This is a genomic window from Pseudolabrys sp. (assembly GCF_035943735.1).
GTDB lineage: Bacteria > Pseudomonadota > Alphaproteobacteria > Rhizobiales > Xanthobacteraceae > Pseudolabrys.
The window spans coordinates 86464-109301 of record NZ_DASZBV010000019.1; the positions used below are offsets into that span (position 1 = coordinate 86464).

Annotated in this window: 19 protein-coding genes; 12 read left to right on the forward strand and 7 right to left on the reverse strand. The window is 66.4% G+C overall.

Features of this window, described 5'->3' with window-relative positions; genetic code table 11:
* Positions 1 to 933 carry a methyltransferase gene (locus VGV41_RS13305; protein WP_326864319.1) on the reverse strand — a complete coding sequence of 311 codons (933 nt, stop codon included), beginning with the start codon at positions 931 to 933 and terminating at the stop codon, positions 1 to 3.
* A 61-nt stretch (positions 934 to 994) separates the two neighbouring features.
* Here VGV41_RS13305 and VGV41_RS13310 point away from each other — a divergent pair, with 61 nt between their 5' ends.
* Genes VGV41_RS13310 through VGV41_RS13320 form a run of 3 tightly spaced genes read left to right on the forward strand, consistent with a single transcriptional unit; the run spans position 995 to position 4120 of the window.
* Entirely contained in the window at positions 995 to 2032 is a 1038-nt protein-coding gene (locus tag VGV41_RS13310; RefSeq protein ID WP_326864320.1) for a ligase-associated DNA damage response exonuclease, read from the forward strand.
* Entirely contained in the window at positions 2029 to 3795 is a 1767-nt protein-coding gene (locus VGV41_RS13315) for a cisplatin damage response ATP-dependent DNA ligase (RefSeq protein WP_326864321.1), read from the forward strand. Before VGV41_RS13310 ends, VGV41_RS13315 begins: the two co-directional genes overlap by 4 nt.
* A gap of 49 nt (positions 3796 to 3844) precedes the next feature.
* Positions 3845 to 4120 (forward strand): DUF6460 domain-containing protein, encoded by a 276-nt coding sequence (locus tag VGV41_RS13320; RefSeq protein WP_326864322.1) that lies wholly within the window; start codon positions 3845 to 3847, stop codon positions 4118 to 4120.
* On the opposite strand, the gene VGV41_RS13325 is transcribed toward VGV41_RS13320, so the two are convergent.
* Positions 4117 to 5211, reverse strand: coding sequence for a quinone-dependent dihydroorotate dehydrogenase (locus VGV41_RS13325; RefSeq protein ID WP_326864323.1), 1095 nt, complete (start codon positions 5209 to 5211; stop codon positions 4117 to 4119). The genes VGV41_RS13320 and VGV41_RS13325 overlap by 4 nt on opposite strands.
* A gap of 164 nt (positions 5212 to 5375) precedes the next feature.
* On the opposite strand from VGV41_RS13325, the gene VGV41_RS13330 reads away from it, so the two are divergent.
* Together VGV41_RS13330 and VGV41_RS13335 are read left to right on the forward strand one after the other, a co-directional pair.
* Complete coding sequence (locus VGV41_RS13330; protein ID WP_326864324.1) at positions 5376 to 6005, forward strand: helix-turn-helix transcriptional regulator; 630 nt, start codon at positions 5376 to 5378, stop codon at positions 6003 to 6005.
* 63 nt (positions 6006 to 6068) lie between these two features.
* A complete protein-coding gene (locus VGV41_RS13335; RefSeq protein ID WP_326864325.1) occupies positions 6069 to 6626 on the forward strand; it encodes a carbonic anhydrase in 558 nt (185 codons plus the stop codon).
* Between the two features lie 201 nt (positions 6627 to 6827).
* Here the strand turns inward: VGV41_RS13335 and VGV41_RS13340 are convergent, their stop codons facing one another.
* On the reverse strand, positions 6828 to 8465 hold the full coding sequence (locus VGV41_RS13340; RefSeq protein ID WP_326864326.1) for a lysine--tRNA ligase: 1638 nt from the start codon (positions 8463 to 8465) through the stop codon (positions 6828 to 6830).
* Positions 8466 to 8572: 107 nt separating this feature from the next.
* Here VGV41_RS13340 and VGV41_RS13345 point away from each other — a divergent pair, with 107 nt between their 5' ends.
* Positions 8573 to 9817 (forward strand): TIGR03862 family flavoprotein, encoded by a 1245-nt coding sequence (locus tag VGV41_RS13345; RefSeq protein WP_326864327.1) that lies wholly within the window; start codon positions 8573 to 8575, stop codon positions 9815 to 9817.
* Between the two features lie 225 nt (positions 9818 to 10042).
* On the opposite strand, the gene VGV41_RS13350 is transcribed toward VGV41_RS13345, so the two are convergent.
* The 3 genes from VGV41_RS13350 to VGV41_RS13360 form a co-directional block, all read right to left on the reverse strand.
* Positions 10043 to 10972 (reverse strand): transporter substrate-binding domain-containing protein, encoded by a 930-nt coding sequence (locus VGV41_RS13350; RefSeq protein WP_326864328.1) that lies wholly within the window; start codon positions 10970 to 10972, stop codon positions 10043 to 10045.
* Positions 10973 to 11035: 63 nt separating this feature from the next.
* Positions 11036 to 11485, reverse strand: coding sequence for a host attachment protein (locus VGV41_RS13355; protein ID WP_326864329.1), 450 nt, complete (start codon positions 11483 to 11485; stop codon positions 11036 to 11038).
* Between the two features lie 100 nt (positions 11486 to 11585).
* Positions 11586 to 13262, reverse strand: a complete 1677-nt coding sequence (locus VGV41_RS13360; protein WP_326864330.1) for an acyl-CoA dehydrogenase family protein — start codon at positions 13260 to 13262, stop codon at positions 11586 to 11588.
* 260 nt (positions 13263 to 13522) lie between these two features.
* Here VGV41_RS13360 and VGV41_RS13365 point away from each other — a divergent pair, with 260 nt between their 5' ends.
* From VGV41_RS13365 to VGV41_RS13380, 4 genes are all read left to right on the forward strand, one after another.
* Complete coding sequence (locus tag VGV41_RS13365) at positions 13523 to 15484, forward strand: methyl-accepting chemotaxis protein (protein ID WP_326864331.1); 1962 nt, start codon at positions 13523 to 13525, stop codon at positions 15482 to 15484.
* A gap of 72 nt (positions 15485 to 15556) precedes the next feature.
* A complete protein-coding gene (locus tag VGV41_RS13370; RefSeq protein ID WP_414705126.1) occupies positions 15557 to 16411 on the forward strand; it encodes a YihY/virulence factor BrkB family protein in 855 nt (284 codons plus the stop codon).
* A gap of 110 nt (positions 16412 to 16521) precedes the next feature.
* Complete coding sequence (locus VGV41_RS13375; protein WP_326864333.1) at positions 16522 to 16986, forward strand: nuclear transport factor 2 family protein; 465 nt, start codon at positions 16522 to 16524, stop codon at positions 16984 to 16986.
* 242 nt (positions 16987 to 17228) lie between these two features.
* Complete coding sequence (locus tag VGV41_RS13380) at positions 17229 to 18317, forward strand: acyltransferase (protein WP_326864334.1); 1089 nt, start codon at positions 17229 to 17231, stop codon at positions 18315 to 18317.
* Positions 18318 to 18326: 9 nt separating this feature from the next.
* On the opposite strand, the gene ccrA is transcribed toward VGV41_RS13380, so the two are convergent.
* Positions 18327 to 19607: a crotonyl-CoA carboxylase/reductase gene (gene ccrA / locus VGV41_RS13385; RefSeq protein ID WP_326864335.1), complete on the reverse strand. Its 1281-nt coding sequence runs from the start codon at positions 19605 to 19607 to the stop codon at positions 18327 to 18329.
* Between the two features lie 197 nt (positions 19608 to 19804).
* Here ccrA and VGV41_RS13390 point away from each other — a divergent pair, with 197 nt between their 5' ends.
* Positions 19805 to 20764, forward strand: a complete 960-nt coding sequence (locus VGV41_RS13390) for a phosphatase PAP2 family protein (RefSeq protein WP_326864336.1) — start codon at positions 19805 to 19807, stop codon at positions 20762 to 20764.
* Between the two features lie 83 nt (positions 20765 to 20847).
* A complete protein-coding gene (locus VGV41_RS13395; RefSeq protein WP_326864337.1) occupies positions 20848 to 22833 on the forward strand; it encodes a protein meaA in 1986 nt (661 codons plus the stop codon).
* Positions 22834 to 22838 lie beyond the last annotated feature (5 nt).

Genomic DNA, 22838 nt, shown 5'->3' on the forward strand with positions numbered 1-22838 from the left:
TCAGGACGGCGCTCGCGCGACAACGACGAGGCCCGGCACCGGCTCGCCCTTCTCATTGCGCGCCGGCGCGGACTGAAGACACACGAGCTGCAAGCCGCCCTGCTTGAGCGCGTGGCGCACATGCGCCTCGCCATGCGCGTAGCGCAGCGTGTCGCGCAGGATGACGCCGTCGCCGTCATGGGTCTCGACGCTGAACGCGATCAGCGCCCCCGGCGCCATCACCGGCACGGCGAAGCGCGGCACCTGCATCAATTCGTGAAAATAGATGAACACGTCGGCGGCGAGGATGAGATCGTGGCGCGCGCCGGTGACTGCTTCCTCGCGCAGGAAGGTCATGCATTCCGTTTCGGCGAGGCGATCGTACACGCCCTTCCCGCGCGCCGCTTCGAGCATGCGCGACGACAGGTCGACACCGGTGAGCTGCTGCGCGTGCGGCTTGATGGCAACGCCGGCGAGGCCCGTGCCGCAGCCGAGATCGAGCACGCTGCCGAAGCTGGTCAGCGTGCCGGCGCGCGCCAGCGCACCGATCAGCAGTTCCGGTCCGCGATAGCCGAGCCGGCCGACCAGCGCCTCCTCGAAGCCGGCGGCATAGCCGTCGAACAGCGAGCGAATATAGGCGGTCGGCATGGCGACCGGCGGCAGCGCGCCGAGCCGGGCGAGCCGCACCGCCGCGCCTTGCCGGTCAGAATCGTCGGCAGCGAGCGCCGTGCGGAACGCGGCGATCGCACCGGTACGGTCACCTAGCGCCTCGCGCGCCTCCGCCAGCAGGAACCAGGCCGGGGCAAAGCGCGGCGCCGATTGCACCACCTCGCCCAACAACTCCGACACCGCGGTCGCATCGCCCGCGGCGAAGCTCTCGCGCGCCCATTCGAAGCGGCGATCGAGGATCAGGTCGCCCGAGGAAACGGGCGTCGGCAGGCGGACGTCGGCCACGGGTGTCCTTGCATGAGTTCCGGCCAATTCCATCGGCCGGCATCGTGCCTATTTATAGGCGATGCGTCCCGAAGACATCCTCGTGCCGACCCCGTCCGGGGTCTGCTGCAAGCCCGGCGGCTTCCACATCGATCCGACCCGGCCGGTCGAGAAGGCCCTGATTACGCACGGCCATTCCGACCACGCGCGGGCCGGCCATGGCGCCGTGCTGGCGACGCAGGAGACGCTCGACATCATGCGCCTGCGCTACGGCGTGAACTTCGCCGGCTCGACGCAAGTCGTCCGCTACGGCGAGAAACTGTCACTCGACGGCACGCAAGTGAGCTTCCACCCCGCCGGCCACGTGCTCGGCTCGGCGCAGATCCGCGTCGCCTGCGGCGGCATGACCATCGTGGCCTCCGGCGACTACAAGGACGTGCCCGACCCGACCTGCGCGCCGTTCGAGCTCGTGCCGTGCGACGTGTTCATCACCGAGGCAACCTTCGGCCTGCCGGTGTTCCGCCATCACGACGCCGAAGGCGAGATCGCCAAGCTCCTGCACTCGGTGGCGCTGTTTCCCGAGCGCGCGCACCTCGTCGGCGCTTACTCGCTCGGCAAGGCGCAGCGGGTCATCGCGCTCATCCGGAGGTCCGGATACGACAAGACGATCTACCTGCACGGCGCCATGGAGAAGATCACGCGCTATTACGAGCAACAGGGCATCCCGCTCGGCCCGCTCGAGCTGGTGCGCGGCGCCAAGAAGGCCGACCTCGCCGGCCACATCACCTTGTGCCCGCCGAGCGCCATGGGCGACCTGTGGTCGCGGCGCTTTCCCGACCCGGTGTTCGCTTTTGCGTCCGGATGGATGCGCGTGCGCGCCCGCGCCCGCCAGCGCGGCGTCACCCTGCCGCTGGTCATCTCCGATCACGCCGACTGGGACGGCCTCACCGCGACCATCGCCACCACCGGCGCGTCGGAAGTGTGGGTGACGCACGGCCAGGAGGACGCGCTGGTGCATTGGTGCACGTCGCGGGGCCTGAAGGCGCGGCCGCTCGACATCGTCGGCTATGGCGATGAGGAAGAGCATGAGCCGGCGGCGCAGGGCGAGAGCGGCGCATGAACAAGTTCGCCGAGCTGCTCGACCGCCTCGCCTACGAGCCCGGCCGCAATGCCAAATTGCGGCTGATCGCCGACTATCTGCGTACGACCGCCGATCCCGAGCGCGGCTGGGCGCTCGCGGCGCTCACCGGCGCGCTCACGTTCAGGCACGCCAAGGCCGGCATGATCCGCGCGCTGATCATGGAGCGCGCCGATCCGGCGCTGTTCGCGCTGTCCTACGATTACGTCGGCGATCTGTCGGAGACCGTGGCGCTGATGTGGCCGGCGCAACATGCAGAGCGCGTTCCCCTCTCCCCGCGCAGCGGTGGGGAGGGGCTAGGGGTGGGGGGCTCTTCTCTCAATTCCAGCATCGTACCCCCCACCCCCGACCCCTCCCCACCACTCGCTTCGCTCGCGGAGGGAGGGGAACAAAAAGCCCCCACCCTCACCGACGTCGTCGAGACGTTGGGCACGCTCGGCAAGGCGCAACTGCCGGGGCAGATTGCGCGCTGGCTCGACGGCCTCGACGAGACCGGCCGCTGGGCGCTGTTGAAGCTCGTCACCGGCGCGTTGCGCATCGGTGTCTCGGCGCGGCTCGCCAAGACCGCGGCCGCCTCGCTCGGCGACAAGGCGCCGGACGAGGTCGAACTGCTGTGGCCCGGCCTCGCGCCGCCTTACACCGAATTGTTTGCCTGGCTCGAAGGCCGCGGCGAGAAGCCGGCGACGCGCGATCCAGCGCCATTCCGGCCGCCGATGCTGGCGCATGCGATCGAGGACACCGACTTCACGGCGCTGACCGCGCACGATTTCTCTGCGGAATGGAAATGGGACGGCATCCGCGTGCAGGCGGTGGCCGGCACCGACGAGCACGGCGACATCGTCGCGCGGCTTTATTCGCGCACCGGCGAGGACATTTCCAAAAGCTTTCCGGACCTGCTGCAGTCGCTGGCGTTGCCGGCGGCGATCGACGGTGAGCTGCTGATCATGCGCGACAAGCGCGTGCAGTCGTTCAACGTGTTGCAGCAGCGTCTGAACCGCAAGGCGGTGACGCCGAAGCTCATCGCCGAATTTCCGGCGCACCTGCGCGCCTACGATCTGCTCGCGGACGGCGATGCCGATCTGCGCGATTTGCCCTTCGCCGAACGACGGCAGCGGCTCGAAGCGTTCATCGCCAGGCTCGACGACCGGCGCATCGATATCTCGCCTCTGGTGCCGTTCGCGACGTGGGCCGAGCTCACCGCCGCGCGCGCCGATCCGGCTTCCGCCGGCGCGGGCGCCGATGCCGAGGCGGTCGAGGGCGTCATGCTCAAGCGCCGCGACGCGCCCTACGTGCCCGGCCGGCCGAAAGGGCCGTGGTGGAAGTGGAAGCGCGATCCGATGATCGTCGACGCAGTGCTGATGTACGCGCAGCGCGGCCACGGCAAGCGCTCGTCCTATTATTCCGACTACACCTTCGGCGTCTGGAACGGCAGCGACGAGCTCGTGCCGGTCGGCAAGGCCTATTTCGGCTTCACCGACGAGGAATTGATCGAGATCGACCGCTTCGTCCGCCGCAACACCGTCGAACGCTTCGGCCCGGTGCGCGAGGTGACGCACGAGAAGACGCAAGGCCTCGTGCTCGAGGTCGCCTTCGAAGGCCTGCAGCGCTCGACCCGGCACAAGTCCGGCATCGCCATGCGCTTCCCGCGCATCAACCGGCTGCGCTGGGACAAGCCGCCGGGCGAGGCCGACCGGCTGGAGACGCTGGAGCGGATGATCGAAAAAGGACGGACGGATGCGCCTTGACCGGAACACAGACTCGCGCCACGTCTCATCCGCTCGGAGGGACTCGACGATGGCCGACAATCAGGTGGCGCGGTGGCTTGGGGGCTCGCCGCTGGCGGTGCTCGGACGGCTGATCCTCGCCTCGGTCCTCGTCGGCGTTATCCTCGCCGCGCTCGGGCTCGATCCCTTCGACATCGTCCGCAGCGCCGAGCGGTTGATCCGCTGGTTCTGGAACATGGGCTTCGACGCCTTCCGCTGGCTGTGGCGCTATTTCCTGCTCGGCGCCGTGATCGTGATCCCGATCTGGCTGATCATGCGGCTGGTCAACGGCTCGCGCGGACGCTAGGCCGGCCAGCTCTCCGCCGTCATTTCCGCGGCGTCGACGCCGACCATTTCGGCCAGCGAGTTGCGGTGGCCGCGCTTGAGCGCGGCGGCGAGGTCCGACTTGATCTCGGTGAGCAGGCCGATGCCGCGATAGACCAGTCCGCTGTAGACCTGCACCAGGGTCGCGCCGGCCTTGATCTTGGCGATCGCCGCCGGGCCCGAATCGATGCCGCCGACGCCGATCAGCGGAAAGGCGCCTTCGGCGCGCACGAAGGTTTCCGCCAGCATCCGCGTCGACAGCTTGAACAGCGGCCGCCCGGAGAGGCCGCCTGTCTCCTTCGCCGTCGCCCGGTCGCGCAGCGAGGGCGGCCGCGAGATCGTGGTATTGCCGACGATCATGCCGTCGACGCCATGCTTGCGGGCGACGCCGACGACGTCGTCGAGGTCGGAAAGCGTGAGATCGGGTGCGATCTTCAGGAGCACCGGGGTCGGACCGACGCGCGCGCGCACCTTCTCGCGTGCATCGAGCACGCGCCCGAGCAGATCGTCGAGCGCCTCGACCTGCTGCAGGTTGCGCAGGCCCGGCGTGTTCGGCGAGGACACGTTGAGCGTGAAATAGCTCGCCACCGCGGCGAAGGTGTCGATCAGCCGCACATAGTCCTCGGTGCGGTCGGCGGAATCCTTGTTGGCGCCGATGTTGACGCCGACGATGCCGCCGTTGCCGGCGCGCGCCGCGAGCCGCGCCAGGACCGGCGGCGCCCCCTCGCTGTTGAAGCCGAGGCGGTTGATGACCGCGCGGTCGGCCTCGAGCCGGAACAGGCGCGGCCGCGGATTGCCCGGCTGGGCGCGCGGCGTGACGGTGCCGATCTCGACGAAGCCGAAACCGAGACGCAGCAGCGCGTCGGCCACCGTGGCGCCCTTGTCGAAGCCGGGCGCGATACCGACCGGATTGGGGAAATTCAGGCCGAAGGCGCGCACCGCGAGCTCCGGCGGGTCGGCGGCCGCGCGCCCCACCGGGACCAGGCGAAGCGCCTTCAGCGTGAGATTGTGCGCATCCTCGGGGTCGAGGGCGCGCAACAGCGGGCGGGACAGGCGGTCGAACAGACCGATCACAATTCGGCTCCAGGCGGGATGCGGCCGGACCCTATGGGCGCGCCGGGGCCGATTCAAGGCGCCGCGCACAGAAATCGCTTGCCAGCGGACGTTCTGAGGTTATATTTCCTACAAGCGAATCCTGTCCTGCCACGAGGGACCGCGCGCCTGCGCGGCGTTATCGCATGTTGACCCACGCTCAGATCTGGAATGCGCTCGACCGCCTGGCGGCACGCAATAAGTTGACCGCCTCGGGGCTGGCGAAGAAGGCCGGCCTCGATCCCACCACCTTCAACAAGTCGAAGCGAATCACCCCGGAGGGGCGCCAGCGCTGGCCCTCGACCGAGTCGGTCGCCAAGGCGCTGGCTGCGACCAACACCAAGGTCGACACCTTCGTGACCCTGATTACCGACGGCGTGAAGCCGGTGATCAGCACAGTGCCCATGATCGGGTTTGCGCAGGCCGGCGAAGGCGGGCACTTCGACGATTCCGGTTTCCCGGTCGGCAAGGGCTGGGACGAGATCGAATTGCCGCACGTCACCGACGAACAGGCCTATGCGCTCAAGATCGCCGGCGAGTCGATGAAGCCGACTTACCGGCCGGGCGACATCGTCATCGTCTCGCCGTCCAGCCAGATCCGCAAAGGCGACCGCATCGTGGTGAAGACCCGCGACGGCGAGGTGATGGTCAAGGAACTGCGCAAGCGCACGACCAAGACGATCGAGCTCAAGTCGCTCAACGCCGAGCACCGCGACCGCACCTTCCCGGTCAACGAGATCGACTGGATGGCGCGCATCCTGTGGGCGAGCCAGTGAGCCGCTGAACTTTCTGCCGCCGTCATGCGACGGCGGACCGCAACATAAGTCGGGGGGACGACGATGACCGACACTCTTCTGCATTCGCAAGGCTGTGCGTGTTGCGGCGATCTGCTGCAGGCGCGCTACGACCGCCGGCGTTTCCTGCATGTCGCCGCCGGCGCCGGCCTGATGGCGGCGTTTTCGCCGCTCGCCTTCGCCGCCGAGGGCAATTACGAGGCGATGCTCTTGACCTGCATCGACCCGCGCTTCCCCGAGCCGACCATCAAGTACATGGAAGGCCGGCACATGGTTGGCAAATACAGCCAGTTCACCTTCGCCGGCGCCTCGATCGGCGTGGTGGCGCCCGCGTTCAAGACCTGGGCTCCGGCCTTCTGGGACAATCTCGCGGCCTCCATCCAACTGCACAATATCCCGAAGGTGATTGCCATGAACCACCGCGACTGCGGCGCGGCGAAGATCGCCTACGGGGCCGAGGCCGCGAAGGACAAGGCGACCGAGACGGCGACGCATAAGGCCGCGCTGATGGAGTTCAAGAAGCAGGTCGGCGAAAAGCAGCCGAAGCTTCAGGTCGAGCTGCATCTGATGGCGATCGACGGTTCGGTCGATACGTTCAGCTAAGGCAGCCGGCGCATCCGCGAGCGAAACGACTCCGCATTCGCCCTCTCCCCAGTGGGAGAGGGCTCCCGCAGCTTTTTAAATTCAAAGAATGGGTGAGGGGGAACAGCCCCTCACCCATCTGAGTGTGTTGAGACTCGTTCAATGCCCTCTCCCACGAGGGGAGAGCGCGCAATGACGAACGCCGAGCGCGCGGTCAGAACACTAAGCCGAGCGCGCCAGCGCGCCGTCGATCATGTCGACGGTGTTCTGCAAGCCGTAGAGCGCCACGAACGAGCCGAAGCGCGGGCCCTTCTCCTGGCCGAGCAACACCTGGTACAGCAGATTGAACCAGTCGAGCGACACGCCCGGGCGGCCGTCCTTGCCCTTTTTCTTCGGATCGAGGAACGGCTCGCGGCGGCCGACCTCGTAGACGACGTTCTGGATGTCCTCCGGGGTCGCTTCCGCCGGCAACTGCGACAACGCATCGCGCAGATCGCCGAGCGCTGCGCGCTCCTGTTCCGTCGGGTCACGGAATGTCTTGTGCGGCAACACGAAGTCACGGAAGTAGTGCAGCGCATAGCCGACCAGCTCGTTGAGCTTGGGATGCGTTTGCGCCGTCACCCCCGGCCGGTAGCGGCCGATGAAGCCCCATAAAGTCTCGGCGTTCTCCGCGTTCGACGTCGACACCAGCGTCAGCAGCATCTGGAACGACACCGGCATGTCGATCTGCGGTGGATGCCCGGAATGGATGTGCCACACCGGGTTCGACAGGCGCTGGCGCGTGTCCTGCCGATTGTAGCCGTCGAGGAATTGATAATATTCGTCGACGTGGCGCGGGATGACGTCGAAATAGAGCCGCTTCGCCGCCTTCGGCTCGCGGTACATGAACAGCGACAGGCTCTCCGGGCTGGCATAGCGCAGCCATTCGTCGATGGTGAGCCCGTTGCCCTTCGACTTCGAGATCTTCTGCCCCTTCTCGTCGAGGAACAGTTCGTAGTTGAAGCCTTCCGGCGGCTGACCGCCGAGCGCCTTGCAGATCTCGCCCGACAGCTTGACCGAGTCGATGAGGTCCTTGCCGGCCATCTCGTAGTCGATGCCGAGCGCCACCCAGCGCATCGCCCAGTCCGGCTTCCATTGCAGCTTGCAGCGGCCGCCTGTGATCGGAACGGTGAAGCGCTCCTGCGTCTCCGGGTCCTCGAAGGTGATCATGCCGCGCTTGGCGTCATGCGCGACCACCGGCACCTGCAGCACGATGCCGGTCTTCGGATCGATCGGCAGGAACGGCGAATAGGTCGCCGCCCGTTCCTCGCGCAGGCTGGGCAGCATGATGCCCATCACCTTGTCGAAATGTTCGAGCACTTTCAGCAAGGCCGCGTCGAAACGGCCCGACGTGTAGTACTCGGTCGAGCTGGCGAACTCGTAGTCGAAACCGAAGTGATCGAGGAACGCGCGCAGGCGCGCATTGTTATGCTCGCCGAACGAGGGATGCGTGCCGAACGGGTCGCGCACCTTGGTCAGCGGCTTGCCGAGGTCGTGCTCGAGCAACTCCTTGTTCGGCACGTTGTCCGGCACCTTGCGCAGGCCGTCCATATCGTCGGAGAAGGCGATGAGCCGCGTCCTGATCTTGTCGTCGGTGAGCACGCGGAAAGCGTGACGCACCATCGTGGTGCGCGCGACCTCGCCGAAGGTGCCGATGTGCGGCAGACCGGAGGGGCCGTAGCCGGTCTCGAAGATGACCTCGTCCTTCGGCCGTTTCTTCAGCCGCGCGACGATCTTGCGCGCCTCCTCGAACGGCCAGGCGTTCGAGTTCTCGGCGACGGAACGCAGGTCTTGCGCGCTTGGAACGGTATCGATCGACATTTCGGCCTCCGGGCGCACACATAGGCAAGGGCCGCCGGGGCGTCAAATCGGCTGGAATGACGGGACAAGTGGCGTGGGCGGGAAAACCCGGCTACACGCTGCGGGCCGTGACCACCGCAACGAAACCATCCCCCAAAACCGCCGCCGTGATCGGCGCCGGGCCGGCCGGCCTGATCGCCGCCGAGACCCTGGCGCGCGCCGGCGTCGCGGTGACGATTCATGACCGAATGCCATCTGTCGGGCGCAAGTTTCTGCTCGCCGGCCGTGGCGGCCTAAACCTCACGCACAGCGAGCCGCGCGACCGCTTCCTCACGCGCTACGGCGCCATCGAACCGCTGCTCGCGCGCGCCATTGAGCACTTCCCACCGGAGACCTTACGCGCCTGGGCAGATGAACTCGGGCAAGAGACCTTCGTCGGCTCCAGCGGGCGCGTGTTTCCGAAGGCGATGAAGGCGTCGCCCTTGCTGCGCGCATGGCTGAGAAGGCTCGACGGAAGGGGCGTGCGCTTCGCCTTGCGCCATCGCTGGCTGGGCTGGGACGGCGCCGGCCGGCTGCGCTTCGCGCAAGGTGAGCGTGAGAGCATTGTGCAGGCCGACGTCACCATCCTCGCGCTCGGCGGCGCCAGCTGTCCGCGGCTCGGCTCCGACGCCGCCTGGGCCGACCTGCTCGCCGCGCGGGGCGTCGCCATCGCGCCGCTCAAGCCGTCCAACTGCGGCTTCACCGTCGCGTGGTCGGAGGCAATGCGCCGCTTCGAAGGCGTGCCGCTCAAACGCATCGCGCTCACCTTCGGCGAACGCAGCGTGCGCGGCGAGGCGCTCATCACCCGCGAGGGGATCGAAGGCGGCGGCGTCTACGCGCTGTCGGCGCCGCTACGCGATGCCGTCGCCCGCGACAGCGCCGCCACGTTGCATATCGACCTGCGTCCCGATCTCGCCGTGGCGGCGCTCGCCGAAAAGCTCGCCGCGCCGCGCGGCAAGCAGTCGTTGTCGAACGTGCTGCGCAAGGCCCTCAAGCTGCCGCCGGCCGCCACCGCGCTGCTGCACGAAGCGACGACGGCGCGCGGGCGTCCCTTGACCTCATTGAGCGCCGATGAAGTCGCCGCGTTGATCAAGGCCGTGCCGGTGCATCTGACCGGCGTGCAGCCGGTCGCGACCGCGATCTCGACGGCCGGCGGCATAAGCTTCGACGCGCTCGATGCGCATTTCATGTTGAAGGCCGTGCCCGGCGTATTCGCCGCCGGCGAGATGCTCGACTGGGAGGCGCCGACCGGCGGTTACCTGCTGCAGGCCTGCTTCGCCACCGGCGTTGCGGCGGCAGAGGGCGCGCTGAAATGGTTGTCCCCGGCAAAATGAAGAAGGGCCGCCCGGTGTGGACGGCCCTTCCATTGTCGAACCACAGTCCCGTCGGACCGGATCGCGCGGCCTCAGGCCACGCAGACTCCCACCGAGGCGAGAATCCAGGTCGCGGTTGCCGACGGCTGCGGCGATAGACAATGAGACACTGGATCACCTCCTTTCTGATGTTGACGATGCCGCTACCATAATCGGTCGGCACCGGAATGGAAGCGCGACCGCCTTTCAAAACGGGCTGATCGGGAAATACCGCAGCCAAAGGTCGGTGAAGCGGCCGCTCTCCCAGACGCGGAAGAGTGCCCAGTTCAGCGCCTGCCGCAACAGGTCGTTGTTGCGGCGGACGGCGATACCAATACCTTCGCCGAAAAAACGGCTCTCGATGTAGGGACCGCCGCGGAAGGCACAGCAGCCGGCGGAGTCGGTACCGTTGAGCCAGAAGGCGAGCGAGATGCCGTCGCCAAACAGCAGATCGACCTCGCCCTTCTTCAGCGCCGCGCGCGCGGCCTCCGCCGTCGGATAAGGATGCAACTCGGCCTCGGTGAACAGGTCCTTGAGATAGGCCTCGTGCGCGGTGCCGGCGACGACGCCGATCTTCTTGCCTTCCAGCGCTTCCGGCCTGATCTCGTCGATCTTCGAGTCCTTGCGCACCACGAAGCGCGCCGGCACGCGGTAATACGGATCGGAGAAGTCGACGCGCTTACGCATGTCCGGCGTCGGCGCGATCGACGCGATGACGGCATCGCCGTCATTCCTGTTGAGCGAATCGATCAGGGTGTCGAAGCGGCGCATCTGGATCGTGCACTGCACCTTGATCTCTTCGCAGATGAGACGCGCCAGATCGACGTTGAAGCCGGCGGGCGCGCCGTCGGGCCCGGCGTAGTCGAAGGGCGGATAATCGGTCTCGGTGAGAAATCGGATGACGCTGATGCGCGACAGGTCCGGTCGCTCCGGCCGCCGGCGCGGGTCCCAGAAACCCGGCACCTCCATCGGATCGGCCTTCACCGAAGGCGTCAGCGGCACCGCCGGCGGCTCCTTCGGCTTCGGCGCCGCCTCGTTGCGGCCGACCTGCGCCTGCGCGGCAGGCAAGAGCGTGGCGCCCGCCAGGACGACAAGCGCCAGCGCAGAGCCCATCCATGTGCCAGAACCGAATCGCATCGGGCCCTCGCCGCAAACGGCGGCGACCATACCACCGCGATTGTGGCGGGCCAGCGATAAACGTCAGGCGGCGGTCAGATGCTTCTCGATCTCGTGCACCGGCATCTTGACGAAGTCCTTGTCGACCTCGGCGCGCAGCACGTTCTTAAGCGCTTGCGAATAGGCCGGACGCAACATGCCGAGCGCGCGCGGCGGGGCGATCAGCACCAGTGACTTGGCCTTACCGGCGGAAATGGCGGCATCGAGATGATGCGCCAGCTTGGTGAGGAACTGCTGTTCGGCCTGGTCATGCCAGTCGGTCTGGCCGACCGATGAGCGGATGGTGCCCGTCGAGGCGTTCGTGCGGCCGGGCTTATCGGTCCCCAGCTCGCGCGTCGGCGGGTCCTTCTGCTCGAACACTTCGAGGGTCTTCAGGTTGGGAAACTTGGCGTCGCCGGCGTTCTGCAAGATCAGCGCCTTGGCGCCGTCGCACACCACCACCCATTCGCCTTCGCGGATCGACAGACTGGACATGCATTCCTCCTTGGCAACTGCGCGCGACCCTAGACCAGCCAGGAACCTTGACGTTTGCTTTGGATCAAACGCCGGGAGGGTGACTTAAGTTCGCTGTCGGTCAGTTGGTGCCGTCGAGCAGGCGGCGCGCAATCACCTGCGCCTGAATCTCGGCCGCGCCCTCGAAGATGCTGAGGATACGCGCGTCGCACAGCAGCCGCGACGCGGTGAACTCCAGCGCGAAGCCGTTGCCGCCGTGGATCTGCACGGCGTTGTCGGCGTTCGCCCAGGCAACGCGGGCGGCGAGCAGCTTCGCCATGCCGGCCTCGAGATCGCAGCGGCGGCCGGAGTCCTTCTCGCGCGCGGCGTGATAGGTGAGCTGGCGCGCGATCACGATCTCGGTCGCCATCATCGCGATCTTGTCGGCGACGCGCGGGAAGTCGACGATCGGCCGCGAGAACTGCACACGGTTGGTGGCGTAATCGAGTGCCTGCTCCATCGCCGCCTGAGCCACACCGACCGCGCGGGCCGCGGTCTGGATGCGGGCCGACTCGAATGTCTGCATCAACTGCTTGAAGCCCATGCCCTCGACGCCGCCGAGCAGGTTCTCCGCCTTTACCTCGAAGCCGTCGAAGGCGATTTCGTATTCCTTCATGCCGCGATAGCCGAGCACCTCGATCTCGGTGCCGGTCATGCCCTTGGCCGGGAACGGATTGGCGTCGGTGCCGCGCGGCTTTTCCGCCAGCAGCATCGACAGGCCGCGGTGACCGGGCTCCTTCGGGTTGGTGCGCACCAAGAGCGTCATCAAGTCGGCGCGCACCGGATGCGTGATCCAGGTCTTGTTGCCGTAGACCTTGTAGACGTTGCCCTCGCGCACGGCGCGCGTCTTCAACGAGGCGAGATCGGAGCCGGTGTTCGGCTCGGTGAACACCGCCGTCGGCAGCACCTCGCCCGAGGCGATTTTCGGCAGCCACTTGCGCTTCTGCTCTTCTGTGCCGCCGCCGAGGATCAGTTCGGCGGCGATCTCCGAGCGGGTGCCGAGCGAACCGACGCCGATGTAGCCGCGCGATAATTCCTCGGAGACGACGCACATCGACTCCTTGCCGAGCCCCATGCCACCGAATTCCTCGGGGATCGTCAGGCCGAACACGCCAAGCTCGGACATCTGCGCGATGATCTCGAGCGGAATGTAGCTGTTGCTGCGGTGCCAGCCCTGCGCGTGCGCGATCACTTCGCTGTCGGCGAACTTGCGCATCTCCTCGCGGATCGATTCCAGGGTCTCGTCCAGTCCGCAGACGCCGATCGTGGCGCCATGGCTCTCACGCACCAACGTGACCAGGCGCGCGCGCCGCTCCGCGGTGTTGCCGGTGGCGACGAGCTGCTCGACCGCCGGCGTCATGCGGGCGGTCACCTGCGCCATCGTCAACCCGAGATCGGCCGGCCGCACCACCTCGCTTTGGCTCATCGGGATGCCGCCCAGGATCTGGGCGATGTATTCGCCGATGCCGATGCGGACGAGGTGCTCCTCGATTTCGCCGAATGTCCGGTCCCCGGCCATACGCTCGGCATAGCCTGCCAGTTGCCGCACCGCCTCGACATAGGTCGCCAGCCAGGCGAGCCCGTGCGCCGCGCGCTGCTCGCGGTCGAGCAACCGGCTGACCACGTGCCCCTCGACCACCACCCGCTCGCGCACCTTCGCCGTCGCGTCGCCGAGCAGCGCGTCGAATGCGACCACCGCCTCTCGGGCGAGATCAGCCAGATCGTTTCCGGCGGCGGGACGGGTCGCGGCGATCGCCATGGGCACCTCGAATCCGGTCAGTCAGTGTGTGCTTGAAGACAGTACGCGTGCAGTGCACAAACGCAATGGGGCCAGAAAAGGCGCTTGGCACCCGCTCAATTAGCGGCCCCGACGCGCAGATTGCTGGAAAATTAACCATTTTGCGGTCTTCTGCTCAGGCAAGTCAGCAGTGCCGAACGCCACTGGCGAGACCCCGACGCCCCATGTTGTTTCCTCTACGCCCGGTCCGGCTGAGTCACCTCGCGCGGCCGCTCTCCTCGATGACGGTCCGCTCCAGGATCATCGTGCTCGCGATCATCCCGGTCGCCGGTTTCCTCGCCACCGGCGTGACCTACGTCGCCGGCGAACGCGCCGTCGACGGCGCGCTCGGGATCGTCCAGCACTCGGACACGCTCGCCGACGCCAGCCGCGATTTCAAGAGCGCGGTGATGCGCATGCGGCTCACTGTCAAGGACTTCAACGCGGATCCGACCGAGAACGCGGTGGTCGCCTTCAAGGCGGCGCAGGGCGTCGCGCTGCACAGCCTCGAAACCATCTCGGACGCCATCGATCTGCGCTACAACAAGAACATCGGCGATCTGCGGACCGATCTCGACCAGGTGCAGGACGATTTCGATCGCCTCGTCACCGAGCAGCATCTGCTCGGCTTCGACGAAGATTCCGGCGCGCGCAAGAAGCTGCGCGATACCGGCGCCGCCGTCGAACGCATCATCAACGAGAACATGACGTGGCTCGCCGACAGCGACGCGCACGCGCTCATGATCGATCTTTTGACTATGCGTCACTACGAGGCGCAGTATCGCCTCAACCAGTTCGAGATGACGCAACAGCTCTTCTTCGCCGCATACAAGCGCTTCACCGATACCTTCGCCAATATCGACGGCACGCCGCAGATGAAGTCGTCGCTGGAGAAGCAGGTGAAGGCCTACGCCGACACGTTCAAGGACTGGATTGCGCGCGACGATCACGTGCGGCCGCTGCGCGCCGAGATCGACATCGACAGTCAGCGCATGCTGCCGCACGCCGATGAAATCATCAACCGCGCCCGTCAGACCGCGGAAGCGGCAGCCGAGCGCCTCGCCCTATCGCAGACCCGCACGCGGTTCGGCATCATCGGCGTCGGGATCGCCATGACCCTGCTCGGTCTCGGCTTCAGCTGGCTGATCGGACGCAGCATCACCGGACCGCTGCGCGGGCTCGCTACGGTGATGAAGCGCCTCGCCACCGGCGACACCACCGCCCGGATCCCGGCGACGCAAGCCCGCGACGAGATCGGCGAGATGGCGCGCAGCGTCATCGTCTTCCGCGATACGATGATCGAACGCGAACAGCTGGCGCGGAAGCAGGCGGAGACCGGCGAGGAGCGCGAGCGCCGCAGCGTCACGATTTCGACCACCATCGGCCAGTTCAAGCACATCGTGGAAAATGCGCTCGGCAAACTGCGCTCCGCCTCGATGAAACTCGAGATCAGCTCGAGCGACCTCAACAAGACGGCGGACGTCGTCTCGGCGGAGGCCGACAACGCCACCGCGCGCGTGGCCGCCGCGTCGGACAACGTCAGCGCCGCCGCCGGCTCGATCGAGGAGCTCGCCGCCTCCATCTCCGAGATCGCCAGCCAGTCGGCGCAGTCGACCGAGGTCGCCGGGCGCGCCGTATCGGAAGCGCGTCGCACGGTAGAAACGATGACCGAACTCGGCCACGCTGCCACCCGCATCGGCGAGGTCGTCGGCCTCATCCAGGCGATCGCCGGTCAGACCAACCTGCTGGCGCTCAATGCGACGATCGAAGCCGCGCGCGCCGGCGAATCCGGCAAGGGCTTCGCCGTGGTCGCTGCGGAAGTAAAGTCGCTCGCCAACCAGACAGCGCGCGCCACCGAGGAAATCGCCGAACAGATCGGCGCCATCCAGTCGGCCGCCGCCGACGCGGCGCAGGCGATCGAGCAGGTCAACCTCATCATCGGCGATATGGCGAGCAAGGCGACCTCGGTCGCCGCCACGGTCGACCAGCAGAATTCGGCGGTGGCGGTGATCGCCGAAGGCGTCCACCGTGCCTCGGGCGAGGCGCGCAGCGGCGCAGAGGCGATGGCGCGAGTCGCCGGCGTTTCCACCGACGCGCGTGCGACAGCGGCGAGCGTGAAGGCGCTGGCCGACGCGGTCGCGGTCGAAGCGGAGAGCCTGGAAGGCGATGTCCGTCAGTTCCTGCACGATGTGCAGGCGGCCTGACGCCGCTCTTGCAAATATCGCGGGGATGCCCGATCTGAAAGCGGCAGGCCCCGGAGCCGTCCTTTGTATTACCTGAAGCTTTCCTGGCGCGTGACCTACGGCGCCTTCCTGCATTTCCTCGCCGACGACGGCTGGGCCATCGCCAGTCACATCGCGCTGTCGACCTTGATGGCCATGTTTCCCTTCATGATCGTGGTCACGACGCTCGCCGCCTTCTTCTTCGGCTCGAAGGATCTTGCCGACGAGGCTGCGCACATCCTGCTCGAGGCCTGGCCGCCGCAGGTGGCGGGCCCGATCTCGGACGACATCACCGGCGTGTTGACCAACGCGCGCGGCGACGTGCTCACCTTCGGCGTGCTGTTCGCGCTGTACTTCGCATCGAGCGGCGTGGAGAGCCTGCGCATCGGGCTCAACCGCGCCTACGACATGGCGGAGCGCCGGCCGTGGTGGCTGCTGCGGCTGGAATCCATCCTCTACGTGCTGATCGGTGCGGTCGCCATCCTCGCCTTCTCCTTCCTCGTGGTCCTGGCGCCGCTGTTGTGGGACCGTCTGGTACTGTTCGCGCCCCAGGTGCAGCCGTTCAGCGGCATCATCACCTTCGTCCGTTATGCCGTGGCGGCCATGGTGCTGGTCATCGCACTGGCGGTCATCCATACGTGGCTACCCGCCGGCCGCCGCACGCTCGGCGAAATCACACCGGGCATTGTCGCCACCTTGCTGCTGTGGCTGCTCGCCGGCGCCGTGTTCGGACGCTATCTGGCCGAATACGCCTTCGCCTACGTGTCGATGTATGCGGGCCTGGCGTCGGCGATGGTGGCGCTGGTCTTCCTTTACGTCTGCGCCTCGATCTTCGTGTTCGGCGCGGAATTGAATTCGACCATCGTCAAGGTGCGCATCGGCATCGAAAAGCACCCGACCGCCGGTTGAAATCGAACTAACCCAACCATCTGCATTTGCATAATCGTGTCGCGCGAATGCGGACCGCGGTAAGACAATGTCAACGTCGACAGGGCTCAATGATCGCGGGGAGCCTTACGATGACCGAGCCTGTCTCTCGTGCCACGGTGGAGGCCTTTTATCGGGCCTATGTCTCGCGCGATCCGCACCAGATCGGTGCGATCCTCGACGACGACGTCGAATGGCACGTCACCGGCCCGGCCGAAGCGATCAGTATCTGTGGCTTTTGGCGCGGCAAGGATGCCGTGACCGAGCGCTTCGCCCGCCTGGTGCCTCAGCTTATCGCCGTGAAGCGCGTCGACATCGAGCATCTGCTGGTCGACGGCGATTCGAGCGCAATGTTCGGCCGCATCACGTCGCAACTGCACGAGAACGGACGCGTGATATCGCACCGCGTCGCGCACATCGTGCGCTATCGCAACGGTAAGGTTGTCTATTTCAGCGTGATGAACGACTCCTTCGATGCCGCGGAGCAGTTCCTCGGCCGCCGGCTCAACGTGCACGATGCGTCGGCGCGCGCCCACGGCGAGCTGGTCGCGCTCTAGCCGGTGCGGCTGCTCGAGCCCGCCGGCCGGTCAGTCGCCAACCAACACAACCCCGCACTGAAGGGATGGCCGGCGCAACCGCCTTCCCTAATCCGATTTAATCAAATTCGCTCGATCGGTGCCGGGAAATCTTTAAAGCTTTACCTCTAAGTGGGCGGCCAAGGCTTCCGCGCGATCTGCACGGAACGCCAAGTGCCTCGGCCGGGCGTTTCACGACACTGGCCGGTGCGGGGGGTTTTCGTTTGTCGTCCTCACTACGATACAACCCGGCCCTCGACGGGATGCGGGCGATCGCAGCGCTGCTTGTCGTCGCCGATCATTGCCGCATTCCCGGCTTCGAGGGCGGCTTCTATGGCGTCGACCTGTTCTTCGTCCTCAGCGGCTATCTGATCACGCGCCTGCTGATCGACGAGCACACGAGCAGTGGCAGCATCGATCTTCCGCGCTTCTATCTGCGCCGTTATCTCAGGCTCACCCCGCCCTTGCTGGCGCTGCTCGCCGCCTATCTCGTGGTCGGGCCGATCCTCTGGCCGCAGTTCGACCTGTGGTGGCACGTTCGCGACGCGCTTGTAGCCGCGTTCTATATCTCGGATTATGCGCGCGCATTCTTGCAATTGCCGCATATCGTGCAGCACACGTGGTCCCTGGGGGTGGAAGAGCACTTCTATCTGCTGTGGCCACTTGCCCTGCTCGGCTTGCTGCGGCTGCCGGCGCGCTGGCGTCCCGCGGCCCTGTTCGGCCTTTTCGTTGCGGCGACGGCCTGGCGCATGATCTGGTACGACGATGTGTCAGATTGGCCGGAGACCTATTTCCGTTTCGATACTCGCATGGCCGGCCTCATGCTGGGCGCGTTGATGGCGACGCTGCTCGGGACGGGCGACCACGTGCCGAAGCGGCTTGCCAACCTGTCCGGCATCCTCGCGACTGGCGCATTGTTGCTGGCGCTTACGCTTGGGGGCTGGCACATCGATGGCGCTATCGAATGGACCATGACGCTCGCGCAGTTCGCCGCCGCCGCAGCGCTGATCGCGGCCGCCGCGCCGGAGTCGTGGGTCAGCCGCATGCTGTCGGCCCCGCCGCTGGTCGCGACGGGTGTCCTCTCCTACGGCCTCTATCTCTGGCACTACCCCGCCGCGGTGTTCTTCAGGGATAGGCTACCGTGGTTCGAAAGCGTGCCGCTGGTGCTGGCGATCGCCTTCCTGGCAGCGACCATGAGCCATCTGCTGATCGAACGGCCGCTGCAGGGCTTCCGCCGCAATCTGAAGCTGGCGCCGTCGGCGGCCGGCATCATGGATGCGGATGCCGCGCCCGCCGCCGCCTCGAGCCGCTGAAGGCGCTGGTCAGGCTCCGCCGCCCGCGACCTCGAGCACGTCCTCGAAGCTCTTCAGACCGGTCGACGGCGCGTTGACCATCACCGCCATGTTGCCGGGCGGGTGCTGGTTTTTCCACATCATCGTGTGCGCCTTCGGGATGTCCGCCCAGGCGAAGGTCTTCGACAGGCACGGATCGATGCGGCGCTCGAGCACGAAGCGGTTGGCGAGCGAGGCCTGCTTGAGATGCGCGAAGTGCGAGCCCTGGATGCGCTTCTGCCGCATCCAGACGTAGCGCGCGTCGAAGGTGATGTTGAAGCCCGTCGTGCCGGCGCAGAACACGACCATGCCGCCGCGCTTCACCACCATGCACGAGACCGGGAAGGTCTGTTCGCCCGGGTGCTCGAACACGATGTCGACGTCACGTTTGCCCGTGATGTCCCAGATCGCCTTGCCGAAGCGGCGCGCTTCCTTGGCCCAGTCGTTGAATTCGGCCGAGTTGACCTGCGGCAACTGGCCCCAGCACTTGAAGTCCTTGCGGTTGATGACGCCCTTGGCGCCGAGGTTCATCACGTAGTCAACCTTCGACTCGTCGGACACGATGCCGATGGCGTTGGCGCCCGACGCCGCGACGAGCTGGATGCCGAACACGCCGAGGCCGCCCGAAGCGCCCCACACCAGAACGTTGTCGCCGGGCTTGAGCGTGTGCGGTGAATGACCGAACAGCATGCGATAGGCGGTGGCGAGCGTCAGCGTGTAGCAGGCCGCCTCCTCCCACGTCAGGTGCTTCGGCTTTTCCATCAATTGCCGCGACTGCACGCGGCAGAACTGCGCGAACGAACCGTCCGGCGTCTCGTAGCCCCAGATGCGCTGCGAGGTCGAGAGCAGCGGATCGCCGCCATTGCACTCCTCGTCGTCGCCGTCGTCCTGATTGCAGTGGACGATGACTTCGTCGCCGACCTTCCAGCGGTGCACCTTCGCGCCGACCGCCCAGACGATGCCGGACGCGTCGGAGCCGGCAATGTGGAAGGGCTGCTTGTGCACATTGAAGGGCGTGATCGGCTGGCCGAGCCCCGCCCAGATGCCGTTGTAATTGACGCCGCCGGCCATCACGAGGATGAGGACCTCGTCCTCGGCGATCGCCCAGGTCGGCACCACCTCGAGCTGGAACGACGTCTCCGGCGGCCCGTGCCGGTCCTGGCGGATGACCCAGGCGTGCATCTTCTCGGGAACATGACCGAGGGGCGGGATTTCGCCGATCCCGTAAAGGTCCTTCAACGCAGCAACTTTTCGAAGAGGGGCAGCCGGCATTGCCTGTCTCCCTGACCTGTTGGCCAAGTCTGACGCAACCGTTGCTGCGTTGCAATATAGGCTTCGGCGGTGCACCGGCTCCATCGCGCGGTGGTATCCGCGACGTTAGACTACCAAAAAATACAATCTTTGATTGTTATTAAGTCTTTTCCCGCTAGCTTGCCGATGTCCGCAACCGACGTTCGGGGGCAGTGGGAATGACGACGCCAGAAGAAGCGGCGGCCTGGCGGCTATTTGTCTGTAACTGGCGCGTGCTGGGGGCCATGACTGCGACGCTTGTTGCGGTGTTGGCGGTGACGCCCTTCTGGATCGAACCGGTGAGCGCGCTGCTGCCGGTCGCGGTCATCGGCGGCTATGCAGGGTACACGTATTACCATTTGCGGCATTCGCAGCAGCGCGATCCGTTCGTTATCTTCACGCTCGGCGCCACCGGTCAGATGCTCCTGATCCCGGCGGTGATGACCCCGCTCACCTATATCGCCGCCTCCGCCGACCTGCCGTTGCAGGACACTGTGCTGCATGCGGTCGACGGCGCGCTGCATCTCGACTGGGTCGCCTATTACAATTTCTTCTACACCCATCATGCGCTGCTGGCGGCGGCCGTGTGGAGTTACAGTTTGATTGGCTGCCCTGTTTTTGGCGTACCGATCGCGCTCGGCTGGACCGAACGCTACCGGCGCCTGCAGGTCTTCACCCTCGCCTTCGCCATCGCATTGATCGCGACCACGATCATATCGGCATTCGTGCCGGCGATCGGCACGTACAAGCTCCTGCACGTGCGTTTCGATCCGGACGTCTTCACGCCGGGAGGATATCTCAGCCAGTTGCACGACCTGCCGCTGGTGCGGAACGGCACACTGCGCGAGATGTCGTTCCGCTCGCTCGCAGGATTGGTCACCTTCCCGAGCTTCCACGCGGCTTCGGCCGTGCTCTATCTCTGGGCGCTTTGGCCGGTGCGCTGGCTCGGGCCGGTCGCCGCCGTCGCCAACGTCATGATGGTGCTGGCGGCGCCGGTGGTCGGAGGCCACTATTTCGTCGACATCTTTGCCGGCATCGCGGTTGCCATCGGTGCGATCGCAGCCGCCACCTGCATTGCGAACCGCCTCGTCGGCGAGACCCGCTTGCCCACCCTTGCGGCGCCACTTGCGGCCGAGTGAGAGCCCGGTTTTTCGCTCCGCCAAATCCATATTGCAACGCAGCAAGAAAGGCGTCACCCTGCCGCGATGCATGGGTGGCGACGATGACGGACAGCGCGCCGAAACGCGACAAACCCTGGATCTTCCGGACCTACGCCGGCCATTCGACGGCGAAGGATTCGAATGCCCTCTATCGGAAGAACCTGACCAAGGGGCAGACCGGCCTGTCGGTCGCCTTCGATCTGCCGACGCAGACCGGCTACGACGCCGACCACGTGCTGGCGAAGGGCGAGGTCGGCAAGGTCGGCGTGCCGATCTCGCATTTCGGCGACATGCGCGCGCTGTTCGACGGCATCCCGCTCGCGTCGATGAACACGTCGATGACCATCAACGCCACGGCGGCGTGGCTGATGGCGCTCTACATCGCGGTCGCCGACGAACAGGGCGCGCCGCGCACCTCGCTCACCGGCACCATCCAGAACGACATCATCAAGGAATATCTCTCGCGCGGCACCTACGTGTTTCCGCCGAAGCCGTCGCTGCGGCTGATCAAGGACATCGCGATCTTCACCACGTCGGAATTGCCGAAGTGGAATCCGATGAACGTCTGCAGCTATCACCTGCAGGAAGCGGGTGCGACGCCGGTGCAAGAGCTCGCCTTCGCGCTCGCCACCGCGATCGCCGTGCTCGACACGGTAAAGGCCTCGGGCGAAGTCGATCACGACCAGTTCTGCGAGGTGGTCGGCCGCATCTCGTTCTTCGTGAATGCCGGGCTGCGTTTCATCACCGAAGTCTGCAAGATGCGCGCCTTCGTCGACCTGTGGGACGAGATCACGCGCGAGCGTTATGGCGTTGCCGATCCGAAACAACGGCTGTTCCGTTACGGCGTGCAGGTCAACTCGCTGGGGCTGACCGAACAGCAAGCCGAGAACAACGTGACGCGCATCCTGATCGAGATGCTTGCCGTCACGCTGTCAAAGAAGGCGCGCGCCCGCGCCGTGCAATTGCCGGCCTGGAATGAGGCGCTCGGCCTGCCGCGGCCCTGGGACCAGCAGTGGTCGTTGCGCATGCAGCAGATCCTCGCTTACGAAACCGATCTCCTGGAATACGGCGACATCTTCGATGGCTCGGCCGAGATCGCGCGCAAGGTCGACGCGCTCAAGCGCGAAGCGAGGGACGAGCTCAAACGCATCGAGGAGATGGGCGGCGCCGTCGCCGCAGTCGAGTCGGGCTACATGAAGCAGCAGCTCGTCGAATCGAACACCGCGCGGTTAGAGGCCATCGAGCGCGGCGAGCAGACCGTGGTCGGCGTCAACAAATATACCGAGACCGAGCCGTCGCCGCTGACCGGCGGCGTCGAGACGATCCTCACCGTGTCGGAGGACGCCGAGCGCGACCAGATCGAGCGGCTGAAAGCCTGGCGCGCGCAGCGCGACACGCGCGCGGTGCAGGATGCGCTCGCGGCCTTGAAGCGCGCGGCAACTGGTGGCGGCAACATCATGCCGGCCTCGATCGACTGCGCGAAGGCCGGCGTCACCACCGGCGAATGGGGCTGGACGCTGCGCGAGGCCTTCGGCGAATACCGCGCGCCGACCGGCGTCGGCCGCGCCATGCGCAACGACGTTTCCGGATTGGACGACATCCGCGCCGACGTCGACCGCGTGTCGAAGAAGCTCGGCCGCCGCATGACTTTCCTGGTCGGCAAGCCCGGTCTCGACGGCCATAGTAACGGCGCCGAGCAGATCGCCGTCCGCGCGCGCGACGCCGGCATGCAGGTGGTCTACGAGGGCATTCGCCTGACGCCGGAGGAGATCGTCGACGCGGCGAAGAAGGAGAAGGCGCACGTCATCGGCCTGTCCATCCTCTCGGGCAGCCACATGCCGCTGGTGAAGGACGTGGTCGACCGCATCAAGGACGCAGGCCTCGATGTACCTGTGGTCGCCGGCGGCATCATCCCGCCGGAGGACGCGGCCGAGTTGGAGAAGGCCGGCGTCGCCGCGGTCTATACACCGAAGGACTTCGAATTAAACCGCATCATGGAAGATCTGGTGCGGATCGTGGAGCAGAAGAGCGAGCCGAGCGACGCCTGAGCTCG